General features: G+C 40.9%; 11 protein-coding genes and 1 riboswitch. Of the genes, 3 read left to right on the top strand and 8 right to left on the bottom strand.

Annotated features, from left to right (window positions below; genetic code table 11):
* Positions 1-8: 8 nt before the first annotated feature.
* From splB to IHV11_RS05000, 3 genes are all read right to left on the bottom strand, one after another.
* Positions 9-1,046 carry a spore photoproduct lyase gene (gene splB / locus IHV11_RS05010; protein WP_197131013.1) on the bottom strand — a complete coding sequence of 346 codons (1,038 nt, stop codon included), beginning with the start codon at positions 1,044-1,046 and terminating at the stop codon, positions 9-11.
* A 102-nt stretch (positions 1,047-1,148) separates the two neighbouring features.
* Entirely contained in the window at positions 1,149-3,710 is a 2,562-nt protein-coding gene (locus IHV11_RS05005; protein ID WP_197193870.1) for a vitamin B12-dependent ribonucleotide reductase, read from the bottom strand.
* 362 nt (positions 3,711-4,072) lie between these two features.
* Entirely contained in the window at positions 4,073-4,909 is an 837-nt protein-coding gene (locus IHV11_RS05000; protein ID WP_197193869.1) for a lipoate--protein ligase family protein, read from the bottom strand.
* 149 nt (positions 4,910-5,058) lie between these two features.
* On the opposite strand from IHV11_RS05000, the gene IHV11_RS04995 reads away from it, so the two are divergent.
* The gene (locus IHV11_RS04995; RefSeq protein WP_144699128.1) at positions 5,059-5,436 is read left to right on the top strand and encodes a rhodanese-like domain-containing protein; all 378 of its coding nucleotides are present in this window, start codon (positions 5,059-5,061) and stop codon (positions 5,434-5,436) included.
* A gap of 47 nt (positions 5,437-5,483) precedes the next feature.
* On the opposite strand, the gene gcvPB is transcribed toward IHV11_RS04995, so the two are convergent.
* From gcvPB to gcvT, 3 genes are read right to left on the bottom strand one after another with little or no spacing between them, the layout of a single operon-like run.
* Positions 5,484-6,947 carry an aminomethyl-transferring glycine dehydrogenase subunit GcvPB gene (gene gcvPB, locus IHV11_RS04990; protein WP_197193868.1) on the bottom strand — a complete coding sequence of 488 codons (1,464 nt, stop codon included), beginning with the start codon at positions 6,945-6,947 and terminating at the stop codon, positions 5,484-5,486.
* Positions 6,923-8,287, bottom strand: coding sequence for an aminomethyl-transferring glycine dehydrogenase subunit GcvPA (gene gcvPA / locus IHV11_RS04985; protein ID WP_197193867.1), 1,365 nt, complete (start codon positions 8,285-8,287; stop codon positions 6,923-6,925). Before gcvPA ends, gcvPB begins: the two co-directional genes overlap by 25 nt.
* A gap of 21 nt (positions 8,288-8,308) precedes the next feature.
* Positions 8,309-9,409 (bottom strand): glycine cleavage system aminomethyltransferase GcvT, encoded by a 1,101-nt coding sequence (gene gcvT / locus IHV11_RS04980; RefSeq protein WP_197193866.1) that lies wholly within the window; start codon positions 9,407-9,409, stop codon positions 8,309-8,311.
* Between the two features lie 175 nt (positions 9,410-9,584).
* A riboswitch (glycine riboswitch) is annotated at positions 9,585-9,670 on the bottom strand.
* A gap of 117 nt (positions 9,671-9,787) precedes the next feature.
* Here gcvT and IHV11_RS04975 point away from each other — a divergent pair.
* Both IHV11_RS04975 and IHV11_RS04970 read left to right on the top strand, forming a co-directional pair.
* Positions 9,788-11,485, top strand: a complete 1,698-nt coding sequence (locus tag IHV11_RS04975) for a DEAD/DEAH box helicase (protein ID WP_197193865.1) — start codon at positions 9,788-9,790, stop codon at positions 11,483-11,485.
* On the top strand, positions 11,454-12,230 hold the full coding sequence (locus IHV11_RS04970) for a YqhG family protein (RefSeq protein ID WP_197193864.1): 777 nt from the start codon (positions 11,454-11,456) through the stop codon (positions 12,228-12,230). The genes IHV11_RS04975 and IHV11_RS04970 overlap by 32 nt, the downstream gene beginning before the upstream one ends.
* Positions 12,231-12,276: 46 nt before the next feature.
* On the opposite strand, the gene IHV11_RS04965 is transcribed toward IHV11_RS04970, so the two are convergent.
* Positions 12,277-12,465: a YqzE family protein gene (locus IHV11_RS04965; RefSeq protein ID WP_197131034.1), complete on the bottom strand. Its 189-nt coding sequence runs from the start codon at positions 12,463-12,465 to the stop codon at positions 12,277-12,279.
* Between the two features lie 46 nt (positions 12,466-12,511).
* Positions 12,512-13,030 carry a shikimate kinase gene (locus tag IHV11_RS04960; RefSeq protein ID WP_197193863.1) on the bottom strand — a complete coding sequence of 173 codons (519 nt, stop codon included), beginning with the start codon at positions 13,028-13,030 and terminating at the stop codon, positions 12,512-12,514.

The raw sequence follows: 13,030 nt of genomic DNA, 5'->3' as shown, positions 1-13,030 counted from the left end.
GCATTTTATCAAGTAAAATATTCAATCTTCGCTTGCGGAAACATCGTATGAATATAATTTTCTACCGTTTCACGCAGTCTTGTCGCCTGATCATCTTGATAAACATATTTTCCGATTCCATATCTTCCCCACTTATATTTTCTTTCTTCTTCATTCATCTCAAGCTTTGATTTTGGATAGTTTTTTTCAATAACGCGTTTTGCAGGTTTCGTAAAACGGTGCTGAATCAGCTCAAACGTAAGATCGTTCGTAAGGTGCTTTGGAATTTTCGCTTCTAGAATATCAAAGAGTTCTTTATAGCCTTCTTCCCAATCTTTATGAAGATAAAGAGGTGCCACAATAAATCCTAACGGATACCCTGCTTCTGCCACTTTTATAGCGGCGTTGATACGCTCCTCAAGCGGACTTGTTCCAAGTTCGAAATTCTTAATCACATAATGTGAATTTACGCTAAAACGGAAACGCGTCCTACCCTGGTGTTTTGCATCAAGTAAATGGTCCACGTGATGATACTTCGTTGTAAAACGAAGCCTTCCAAGATCTGTTGCACCAAAAAATTCAATCGCTCTTTTCAAATTATGAGTAAGATGATCGATGCCTACAATATCGGATGTACATGAAGCTTCGAATCGCGTGATCTCAGGCGCTCGTTCTTGCATATACTTTTCAGCCTGGGCAAAAATCTCATCCGTATTCACATAAGTTCGTAGATACGGCTTGCTGCCGAGTGTCGTCTGTAGATAACAATAATGACAATGTCCCATGCATCCCGTTGCAAGAGGAATCGCGTATTCTGCAGATGGTTTAGATGTATCAAACTTCAACGTTTTTCTGATACCTACAACGAGCGTTGATTTTGCCGTTCTATATTTCTGAAAATCATTGTCTCCTGGCAGATCACGAATTTGGTTATGTGATGTTGTTTCTCTGATCTCAACTTCTAGCTTACTAAAACGGTCGTACAGTTCTTTACCTAACGGATACTCTAGTGCACGCGGTTCGAAATAGATCAACTGCGGCATAAACGGTTTATTGGCACCAGCCATAGTCATACACCCCACAATTTTTTTCACAAATGATGGAGTTAGTATGTGCTAATAACACCAAAAGAAAAGGGAAGGAACATTTCCAGTTCCTTCCCTCCATTCTTATAATCCGCATTTTAATTGAGCGTTACAATTCGTACACGTGTTACAGCCACCGATTTCTTTCACTTTCCCTTTTCGGCATACCGGGCAAGTGTTACCCACTTCGTTACCTATGGTTACATCTGTAGAACGAAGGTCAGTAATCGTATCTAAAATAACAACTTTGCTTTTTTCTTCTTCCATACCTAGATCAATCTCAGTTTGTTCGAAAGTCTCTTCTGCTTTTAGTGTAAGAACTTGTGAGTCACGGCTTCCATCAACGTACACCGTACCACCTTTTGCTCCACCCTTATAAAGACGTTCGTAAACTTTTTGAACTTGATCAACCGTGTAACCTTTAGGAGCGTTTACTGTTTTTGAGATCGAGCTATCAACCCAACGCTGGATGACACATTGTGTATCTGCATGTGCTTCTGGTGCAAGCTCCATCGCGGCAACAAACCACTCAGGAAGCTCATTTTCGTTCGCTTCTGGATTGCTGTCTAAATACTCCTTAACGATATCAGCTTTCACTTCGATAAACTTCCCAAGACGACCACTGCGGAAGTATGAGAAAGAGAAGTAAGGCTCTAATCCTGTGGAGACGCCAACCATGGTTCCTGTGGATCCAGTTGGAGCAACCGTTAACAAGTGAGAGTTTCTAATCCCATAATTTAAGATGTCTTCACGAATATCCTCAGGAAGCTTTTTCATATAACCTGTTTCAGCAAATCGTTTACGCAACTCGTTAGTCGTTTCATCTGAATCGCCTTCTAAGAACGGGAAGCTTCCCTTCTCTTTAGCAAGTTCGATTGAAGTGCGGTAAGCCGTTACGGCAATCGTCTCGAAAATTTGATCAACAAGCTTGTTTCCTTCTTCAGATCCGTAAACAGTCTCGCAATAGATCAAAAGGTCATGAAGCCCCATAACTCCCAGCCCTACTCGACGTTCGCCTAAAGCTTGGACGCGGTTAGGTTCTAAGAAGTATGGTGTTGCATCAATTACGTTGTCCTGCATACGTACGCCAACTTCAACCGTTTGTTTTAGCTTTTCAAAGTCCACCGTTTTGTTTACTTTGTCAGCCATGTTTCCAAGGTTAACTGCAGCAAGGTTGCAGACACTGTACGGTGCAAGTGGTTGTTCTCCACATGGATTTGTTGCTACAACTTTTTGTCCATAAGCGGTAGCGTTCGTCATGTCATTTGCGTTATCAATAAAGAAAATACCTGGCTCAGCAGAGTATGTTGCGCAAATGTTAATCAGGTTCCACAGCTCACGCGCTTGAATTCGTTTGTAAACGCGAATACCATAGCCTTTCTCTTCCCAAACACGAACATCTCCGACTTCATGCCACTCGTTGTTGTAAGCTTCCATTTCTTCTGGCGTGTAAGCTTCAACGCTAGGAAAACGCAACAGATACTCAGAGTCATTTTCTACTGCTTCCATGAATTCTTTTGTGATTGTAACTGAGATATTCGCACCAGTTAAGAACTCAGAATTATGAACGCTATACGTTCCTCCGTCGCGAAGCATTGTCTCAGCATCGCGTAGAACGTCGGAGTCAAATCCGCCTGTTCCTGGAATATCTTTATAGCGAAGGATTCCTTCGTACATCGCTTTTTGAGCTGGTGTCAGCGGTGTGAATTTTAATTTATCTTGTGCAACTTGTTTGATTTTCTCGTCGTTCGTATTTTCAATCAAGTAACGTAAAATGCGAGGATTTTGCATCTTAGAAATAATGAAATCGATAATGTCAGGGTGCCAGTCGGCCAGCATGATCATCTGTGCTCCCCTGCGACTTCCTCCCTGCTCGACCAGATGCGTTAACTTCGCGATGTCATCCAACCAGGATACAGATCCAGAGGATTTTCCGTTTACGCCTCTTGCTAGTGCGTTCTTCGGTCGAAGTGTAGATCCGTTTGTCCCAACTCCGCCTCCGCGACTCATGATCTCCATAACTTGCTTACGGTGATCTGAGATGCCTTCACGCGAATCTTTTACATACGGCATCACGTAACAGTTGAAATACGTTACATCTGTTTCTGCGCCTGCGCCATATAAAACGCGGCCAGCGGGTACAAAATTCATCTCTGAAAGCTCTTTGTAAAACTTTTGAAATGATTCTTGGCGCTTTTCTTCCGTCGTTTCCACAGATGCTAAGCCTGTAGCATTTCTTAGTGCGATCTGCTCGTAGTAAACTTCTAACGGCTTGTCCATCACATCTAGTGAACGTGTGATCAAACCAGATTCAGCTTCTTCCGGCTTCTCTAGTACAGCTTTAAACTCATCTTCAACCAATACAACTGCATTTTTATCGTCCCAATTGACAGATTGAATATAGCCTAGCCCTCTTGCCGGAAATTTCGGATCCTCTTTTACCGTTAATACTACAAAATCACCTGGTTTTAACGTTTTCTTCTCTGTGTCTTTAAAGCTGTATCGGTCCAGCATCACCAGCCGAGAAACACCTTTATGTGTTGTTTTCATCGTAGAAGTTACGGGGTGTACTTGTGGAAATTGAGCTATATCACTGTTGAGAGCGTCAATGTTAATACCCTTTTTAACAGTTGCGACTGTGTCCATATTTCTCCTCCTCTATATAAATCACATACGGATGCATATCTATATCTTGTATGTATAAGTTCTACCCTTATACTATATATACGTAAACCTCATGTCAAAGAAAAAAAATTGTCAAACTTAAAATCATGAGGATTTTACAGCAATTCCTTGATTCTTGTAAATTTATGATGATTTTATTAATGAATTGGCTTTATTCTAGATTTGTATAATTTGGTAGTTTTGAAAAGCCGTACAAACTCTTGGTTTTCAAAAATTCCTGCTATTTTCCAAAAAAAATTAATATCTTGACATCTTTTTTTCAGATCTTTACAGAGCAAAAATAAAAAATCGAGATCTCTTTTTGAGATTTCGATTTTTTACTATTATCGTCTGAACGTCCAATCGTCGTTTCGATAACGAGTCTCGGCTATGTGTTCAACCTCTGCCCACTGATCTTCTGTAAGTGTGTATGGTACAAGATTTACGTTCAAACCGTCCTCGAAGCCTTTTTTAAAGGCAATCTTCGCGTCTTCAATTGTAACAGGAACATCCAGCAGTGCATTGACTGCTACTGCTTTTTTCTTAAATGCGGTTTGCATTCTTTCTCGTAATCTGTCGCTAGAATACTTAAACAGATCGAACAGTTTGTCTTCATCTAGGTCCAAAAGAATCGATCCGTGTTGCAGGATCACACCTTTTTGCCTCGTTTGAGCACTTCCCGCTACTTTTCTTCCTTCTACGACTAATTCATACCACGAAGGAGCGTCAAAGCAAACTGCTGACCGGGGATTCTTCAACCCTTCACGCTCTTCTTCTGTTTTCGGAACAGCGAAGTAAGCATCTAAGCCTAAACCTTGAAACCCTTCTTTGATTCCTTCTGAGATCACCCGATAAGCTTCGGTTACACTTTGTGGCATATCTTTGTGTGATTCAGATACGATGACGCTATATGTGAGTTCTTGATCATGAAGAACTCCGCGACCACCTGTTGGACGCCTCACAAAGCCCAGTCCATATTTTTTTACAGCATCAAGGTTAATCTCTTTTTCTACTTTTTGAAAGTATCCAATGGATAATGTAGCTGGATTCCATCCGTAAAAGCGGATAACAGGTGGAATCTTTCCTTCACTGTGCCAAGTTAGAAGTGCTTCGTCCATTGCCATATTAATTGCAGGTTCGCAATTTCCAGAATCGATATAATACCAGTTTTCTTTTTCCACGTTTTTCGTCTCCCTGCCATTCATTCGTAACTAGTGTACCAAATTCGGCGATTGTGTCAAAACAATCGCTTAAAGTCAGATTTTTCTTTTGCCTATAGAGCCGCGCACCGCTATAATTGTGGTAGATTGTTTAAAGGAGTGCAAGCGTTATGGGATGGATAGTTTTAGCAGGTATTGTAGTAGCTTTATTGGCGTATGTAATTGGTATGGGGCTTTATCAAAAGAGATTTTTAACTACATTAAACGAGGAAGAGTTTAAAGCAGGTTATCGAAAAGCACAACTGATCGATGTTCGTGAGCCTGAAGAGTTTAAAAAAGGACATATCCTAGGAGCACGTAACATTCCTCTTTCTCAAATGAGACAGCGCTTAAAAGAAGTGCGCAGCGATCAGCCTGTTTATCTATATTGTGAAAGTGGATTCAGAAGTGCTCGTGCAGCCAATTTTCTTAAGAAGAAAAAATATGGCCAGCTTCATCACCTACATGGCGGCTTCCGCAAATGGACTGGCCGTGTAAAATCAAACTAATATTAAAAGCAGCTCAGGAAAATTTCCAGAGCTGCTTTTTTGTATGTTTAAACTTGTTTTGAATATTTTAAGATTGGCTTTCTTGCGGCTGTTGCTTCATCCAGTCGTTTAACAACGGTAGTATGAGGAGCTTCTTGAACCAATTCAGGTGTTTCTTCTGCTTCTTTGGAAATCTGAATCATCTTCTCGATAAATTCATCGAGTGTTTCTTTTGATTCCGTTTCTGTCGGCTCGATCATGATCGCTTCTTCTACACTTAACGGGAAGTAGATCGTTGGCGGGTGATAGCCAAAGTCTAAGAGACGTTTTGCGATATCAAGTGTTCTCACGCCAAGTTTTTTCTGGCGGCGTCCAGATAATACGAACTCATGTTTACAGTGCTGCGTAAACGGTAGATCGAAATGAGGCTCAAGTCGGCGCATCATATAGTTAGCATTTAATACAGCATTCTCAGATACTTGTCTCAAACCATCTGGCCCCATCGTCATGATGTACGTAAACGCACGTACATTAATGCCGAAGTTACCATAAAATGGCTTCACTCTTCCGATCGATTGCGGGCGATCATATTCAAACTTATAAAGATCGTCCTCTTTAACGAGAACTGGTTTTGGCAAGAATGGGATCAGATCTTCCTTAACTCCTACTGGTCCTGATCCAGGTCCACCACCACCGTGAGGTCCTGTAAATGTCTTATGAAGATTTAAGTGAACAACGTCAAAGCCCATGTCTCCAGGTCGAGCAAATCCTAATATCGCATTTGCGTTAGCTCCATCATAGTATAGCTTTCCGCCAGCTTCATGGACGATCTTTGCCATTTCTAGAATATGCTCTTCGAAAAGACCAAGCGTATTCGGATTTGTAAGCATAAGAGCCGCAACATCTTGATCGACTACTCGTTTCAAATCTTCTAGATCAACAAGTCCGCGCTCATCGGACTTCACCGTGATCGATTCAAAACCAGCAACCGTTGCAGACGCCGGATTCGTTCCGTGTGCTGAATCAGGAACGATTACTTTTGTACGATTGAAGTCACCATTTGCTTCATGGTAAGCACGGATCATCATAAGACCTGTCCATTCACCATGGGCACCTGCTGCTGGTTGAAGCGTCACTTCATCCATTCCTGTGATCTCAGCAAGCGATGTTTGCAAGCGGTACATCATCTCCATCGCACCTTGCACCGTCTCTTCATCTTGGAGAGGGTGGATATGTGCGAATCCAGGGAATCGTGCTACATCTTCATTAATCTTGGGATTGTATTTCATCGTACATGAACCTAGTGGATAGAAACCAGAATCCACACCATGGTTACGATTAGATAATGCAGTATAATGACGAACGATTTGAAGCTCTGACACTTCAGGAAGATCCGCTTCTTCCGTACGCAAATAATCGGAAGGGATGATAGATTCTACGTTAATCTCTGGAACGTCAAGTTCAGGGATGCTGTACCCTACTCGACCTGGTTTAGACAATTCAAAAATTAATGACTGATGTTCTGTACGCATGCTAATCCCTCCAATACATTTGCAAGCTGATCGATCTCTTCTTTAGTTCTCATTTCGGTAACCGCTAGAAGCATATGGTTCTTCAGTTCTGAATACGAAAGACCCAAATCATATCCGCCGATGATACCAGATTCTAATAATTTTGCATTTACTTCTTTAGCTGTACATTTTAACTCAATAACAAACTCGTTAAAGAAAGGTCCTGTGAAAGCTGTTTTGAATCCTTTTTCCTCAAGAACTTTTTTCGCATAGTGAGCTTTTTGTATATTTTGGTGCGCTACTTCTTTTACACCTTGTTTTCCAAGTGCCGTCATAGCAATAGAAGCAGCCAGTGCATTAAGCGCTTGGTTCGAACAGATGTTACTCGTCGCTTTATCACGTCTGATATGCTGTTCTCTCGCTTGAAGAGTAAGAACGAATCCGCGTTTCCCGTCTTCATCAACCGTTTGACCGACCAAACGGCCAGGGACTTTACGCATTAATTTTGTTGTTACAGCAAAATATCCACAGTGTGGTCCACCAAAACCTTGTGCGATCCCAAACGGCTGTGCATCACCGACTACGATATCCGCGCCGAACTTACCAGGAGGAGTTAAAGCGCCCAATGCCAAAGGATTTGAAGAAACTACAAACATTCCTTTTGCGCTGTGCACGATTTCTTCTATGCCTTTTAACGGTTCGATCTGACCGAAGAAGTTCGGATATTGAACGATCACACATGCTGTCTGTTCATCAACTTCAGCACGCAATGCATTTAATGAGGTAACACCATCTTCTGTATCCACTTCTACTACTTCAAGATGCTGCCCTTTTGCATACGTGTGCAAAACGGCACGTGATTCGGGATGTACGGATTTGGATACAACGATTTTCTTTCTGCGTGTCTGAGCTGCTGATAATAATCCAGCCTCCGCAAGTGAAGTTCCACCATCATACATGGAAGAATTCGCAACATCCATACCTGTCAACTCACAGATCATCGTTTGAAATTCAAAGATTGCTTGAAGTTCTCCTTGAGAGATCTCAGGCTGGTATGGCGTGTAAGCCGTGTAGAACTCTGAACGAAGAAGCATATGGTTCACGATCGATGGAGTGTAATGATCATACACACCTGCTCCTAGAAATGAAGCATGATCTTTTGTATTCTTGTTTAATGCAGCCAAGCGGCCCATCTCTTTAACTAGTTGAGGTTCTGACAAAGCTTCCTCGATTTGTAAGCGTCCATTAAATCGAACTTCTTCCGGAATATCCTGAAAAAGATCTTCTGTCGTTTCGATTCCAATCGTTTCAAGCATTTCCTTTTTGTCTTGATCAGTCATCGGCAAATAGCGGAACGTCATGGTTTCTCCCCCTTAAATGTCTTATTTTCCTCGTTTATAAAATGGTGAAGCGACTACTTTTGCTTTTAAACGTTTTTGACGAATCTGTACTTCTACCTCTGTACCAAGCTCCGTGAAATCCTTTTCTAGAAGAGCAAGTCCTAGATTCTTCTTCAATGTTGGCGACTGTGTCCCCGTAGTAACTTCTCCGATCTTCACATCACCTTTAAATACCTCATAATGTGATCGCGGTATACCTTTATCGATCATTTCAATACCAACTAGCTTACGTGGTGCGCCATTCTTCTTTTGATCTGCTAGAATTTCTTTTCCAATAAAATCTGCTTCTTTATCTGTTTTTACAGCGAATCCGATACCAGCTTCTATCGGAGTAATTTCTTTTGTAAGTTCTTGACCGTATAGCGCAAGTTTTGCTTCAAAGCGCAACGTGTCACGTGCACCAAGTCCTGCAGGGAGCAATCCATCTTCCTGACCTGCTTCAAGAACAGATCTCCACAATTTTTCAGCATGTTCCGTTTTTAAATAGATCTCAAAGCCATCTTCTCCTGTGTAGCCAGTTCGAGACACAAGAGCAGATATTCCCGCTAGTGAAACATCTTCTTTAAAACGGAAGAATCCGATCTCAGAAAGATTTGTATCCGTAAGTTTTTGAAGAATTCCTTCTGCTTTTGGCCCTTGAATAGCGAGTTGCGCATATTCAGGAGAAACATTCACGAGTTCTACACCTTCAGGCTTCTTGCTCATAAGCCATTCGAAATCTTTTTCAATATTTGAGGCATTCACAACGAGCAAGTAATCGTTTTCATCTCTTTTATAGATTAAAAGGTCATCTACTGTACCGCCGTTTTCATAGCACATAGCCGTATACTGCGCTTGGCCGTTTTGAAGTTTTGAAACATCATTGGTCATTGTATATTGCAGAAACGATAAGGCATTTGGTCCTCGAACATCAAATTCTCCCATGTGAGATACATCGAATAAACCAGCTTTCGTTCTAACAGCTTCGTGTTCCTCTTTGATACTTGAGAACTGAACAGGCAACTCCCAACCACCAAAATCAATTACTTTTCCACCGTGTTCTTTGTACGTCTCAAATAACGGTGTTCGTAACAATGTAGCCATGTGAATTCCTCCTTTTTCATACTTAAAAATTTTCGGACTTTTCTGGACAAAAAAAGGACAGAAAGACCCCTTAAAAATGGGATCCTCTGTCCTGCAACCTGTAAGTTTCTCAAAAAAATCTTTTGAGTTTCTTCGTTGGTGGCTTTCATCTATTAAAAAGCACTCTCCAGAGATGCGTCTAGCAAGAGTCTTTTTGCCTGAGAGTTTCACAATTGTTTGCTCCTTCGGCGCCGCTAACGCAGTCTCTCCTCTTACTTTCATTCGCGAGTATGTTATTGTCCAAGGTCGCACATACTATTACTATGTTTACTACATTATTATCCTATCATTTTTACAAAAGGAATGGCAACGAACTTTTTTAAAGAAAGGAAATCCGTTATGAAAATCGACGTTCAGTTTCAGCGAGAATGGCATGATGACTTTTTAAAGCGTGTGGAAGAAGATGGACCTTGGGCCAATTGGGAATTATATAACTTAGCTCTTGAAGCCGAACACCACTTAGCAATTCCTGATTTTCTCGGTCTTCAAGCTCCAGATCACCTCCCACAGATGACTTTTTTGCCTCATCAGCTGGACGTTGCGACTACCGTTATTGAACAGATGAACGGAAAAGCAATCTTGGCAGATGAAGTAGGGTTAGGAAAAACGATTGAAGCAGGTTTGATTCTAAAAGAGTACATGATACGCCGGCTCGCTAAGAAAATTTTGATTCTCGTTCCAGCTTCACTCGTAATTCAATGGACGAACGAGTTGAATCAAAAGTTTTTTATTCCTGCAATCGCTCAAAAAAAAGCTTATGTATGGGAGCAATGCGATGTAGTGGTATCTTCTATTGATACGGCAAAACGCGCACCGCATCGTGACATCGTTCTTAATCAAGACTATGATCTAGTTATCATCGATGAAGCACACAAATTAAAGAACAAGAAAACGAAAAACTATGAATTTGTACAGTTATTAAAAAAGAAGTTCTGCTTATTATTAACGGCAACTCCCGTACAAAACAGAGTTGAGGAGATTTTTAATCTTGTATCTTTATTAAAGCCTGGCCATCTAGGAAACCGAGAGAACTTTGACAAAGATTACAAAGAAGATAAATATTCACTTAAAAATGAAGAAAAGCTGAAGCAGCTCGTAAATAAGGTGATGGTCCGTAACCGCCGAGAAGAGACTGGGCTGAAATGGCCGAAGCGTCTTGTTCAAACCATTCCTATTACATTATCAAAAACAGAACGTGACCTATACGATGAAATCTCTCAACTAAAAAAAGACTCTTACTTTGACAGAAGTAAATTTTCTATCGTCACTCTGCAGCGGGAAGCATGCAGTTCGCGGGAAGCTGTTTTTCTAACTTTGAAAAACATGCTTCAAAAGGATGTTTCAAACTCGTTAATGGAGCAGCGAGTCTTAGAGCTAATGAAAAAAATTGAACTTGTTGATCAAAACTCTAAAGCTCTAAAAGCATTAGAACTCATTCAATCGATTGATTCTAAGGTTATCATTTTTACAGAATATCGTGCGACACAACTTTATTTACAGTGGTTTTTACAGCAGCATGGCATCTCTTCTGTACCGTTTCGAGGCGGATTTAAGCGAAGTAAAAAGGACTGGATGACGCAACTCTTTCGAACAAGAGCACAAGTGTTGATCGCAACGGAAGCCGGTGGTGAAGGAATCAACCTTCAGTTCTGTCAACATATCATCAACTACGATCTTCCGTGGAACCCTATGAGGATTGAGCAGCGGATCGGACGTATCCACCGGATCGGTCAGCAAGGTGACGTTCATATCTATAATTTCGCCACTCAGAATACGATTGAAGAACACATCTTAAACTTGCTGTATAACAAGATCAACCTATTTGAAAGTGTTATTGGGGAGCTCGATGAAATTTTAACGAAATTTGAGATCAAGAACATCGAACGCCATATCGCAGACATCATGAATACGTCTGAAAGTGAAGGTGAGATTCGCGTTAAGATGGATAATCTTGCTTCCTTGATCAACCTTGATGGCGGAATCAAACAGAAAGGATGGGAAGAGCATGCAGCAGCACGAGATACATCGCTTTCTTGAGCGATACTTTGATGCGAACGAATGCAGAATTCAAGAGAAAAACTTTAGTTACATGAAAGTTCAATTGACAACTGAACTTGATAAAGTTTTAATGAACCGTCCGTTCTACTGGCACTATCTCGAAAAAACCGGGGGCACCCCGAATCCGATGACACTGACTTTAGTGACGGGTCAACAACAAGCACCTGATGGAAAAGGTGAATTTATCCACTTTGGTTCGCCGAGACTTCATCAGATTTTTGGTTCTACGAAGAAGCTCGCTTCATTCATTCGGCTGTATGAATCTGTTCCTCAACAAGGAGCACAGGTTCCCCTGCAACCATGGCTATGCTTAAACGTTAAAGTTACGTATCAATGTGATCAGAAAAAAGATCAAGTACTATCATATGGCATACAACTAATCAACGGAACCATTGAAGATCATTTTCATCAACGTCTTCAAAAGATGCTGCTAACGAAAAGAATACCCGATTTTTGTTATACGCTCTCTCCTTTTATTAAGCCTCAGAGTGCGATAAAAAGATTGGAAAACAAAATTCAGGAAGTCATTGATGTAGATGTTCACACATGGGCCGAGGATGCCAAAAAAAGATGGAATGAAGATCTAGAACTACTAGAGAGTTTCTATGAAGATTCTTTAACGAAACCTGAAGCCTATCATATTGAAAAAGAAGCGCTTCGCACCCAATATGAACCACAGATTATCGTGGAGATCATTAATGGTGGACTTTTCTATCTTGCATAAAAAATAAGAACCGGGAACTGTATCCCGGCTCTTCCTTTTTCCAGCCTTATTTTTTTCTCTTTCTACGAAACACTAGTCCAAGTCCCATCGGAACAACTCCAAATAAGTAAGTTAATAAAGGCTCACGCTCATTCTTTTTCGTGATACGCCTTTCCTTTCTTACTGATTTTGGCTCGTCTAAGTATTTAACGACTCTCTGTGTAAGGAACTTAATAACATCTGATCCTGCGGCCATTGACAAAACTCCTTTATTGAAGCAATCACTTCTTAGTTTTGGCCAATTATTGTGTATTTAAACGGCTTAACTTTTCTAAAATTTGTTCGCATACTTCTTCCGTTGTTAATTGATCTGTGACGATCTCGATATCACTTTTTTCATAATGTGAACTTCTATTGTTAAAAAGTTTCTGTACCTCTTCTTTTGAAGAAGTTAAAAGGATCGGCCTCTTGTTTCTCTCTTCTTCTTTCATCAACCTACTCCAAAGTACTGGAAAGCTAGTCTTTAAATAGATGACGATTCCATTGTTCTTCATATACGTTAAGTTTTCTTCTCTTACGACCGCACCGCCTCCTGTCATAACAACAGCATGTTGTACGGGCAGTTGTCGAATAGCAAGAGACTCGTAATTACGAAACGCTTCTTCCCCTTCATTTTTAAATATTTCTTTTATCGTTTGTCCGCGATCTTTTTCAACCGTTGAATCGACATCATAAGGAGGAACCTCTAACCGTTTTGAAAGCTGCTTCCCTACAGATGTTTTTCCACATCCCATGAAACCGACTAAATATATGGTGTTCAA

Origin of the sequence: Fictibacillus sp. 26RED30, from assembly GCF_015903845.1 — a bacterium.
Classification (GTDB): domain Bacteria; phylum Bacillota; class Bacilli; order Bacillales; family Fictibacillaceae; genus Fictibacillus; species Fictibacillus phosphorivorans.
This window is presented reverse-complemented; position numbering and strand designations above follow the sequence as displayed.

Excerpts from the sequence above, each read along its gene's own strand:
- splB (WP_197131013.1), bottom strand. The coding sequence starts at position 1,046 with ATGGCTGGTGCCAATAAACCGTTTATGCCGCAGTTGATCTATTTCGAA.
- IHV11_RS05005 (WP_197193870.1), bottom strand. The coding sequence starts at position 3,710 with ATGGACACAGTCGCAACTGTTAAAAAGGGTATTAACATTGACGCTCTC.
- IHV11_RS04995 (WP_144699128.1), top strand. The coding sequence starts at position 5,059 with ATGGGATGGATAGTTTTAGCAGGTATTGTAGTAGCTTTATTGGCGTAT.
- gcvPB (WP_197193868.1), bottom strand. The coding sequence starts at position 6,947 with ATGCGTACAGAACATCAGTCATTAATTTTTGAATTGTCTAAACCAGGT.
- gcvPA (WP_197193867.1), bottom strand. The coding sequence starts at position 8,287 with ATGACGTTCCGCTATTTGCCGATGACTGATCAAGACAAAAAGGAAATG.
- gcvT (WP_197193866.1), bottom strand. The coding sequence starts at position 9,409 with ATGGCTACATTGTTACGAACACCGTTATTTGAGACGTACAAAGAACAC.
- IHV11_RS04975 (WP_197193865.1), top strand. The coding sequence starts at position 9,788 with ATGAAAATCGACGTTCAGTTTCAGCGAGAATGGCATGATGACTTTTTA.
- IHV11_RS04970 (WP_197193864.1), top strand. The coding sequence starts at position 11,454 with ATGCAGCAGCACGAGATACATCGCTTTCTTGAGCGATACTTTGATGCG.
- IHV11_RS04965 (WP_197131034.1), bottom strand. The coding sequence starts at position 12,465 with ATGGCCGCAGGATCAGATGTTATTAAGTTCCTTACACAGAGAGTCGTT.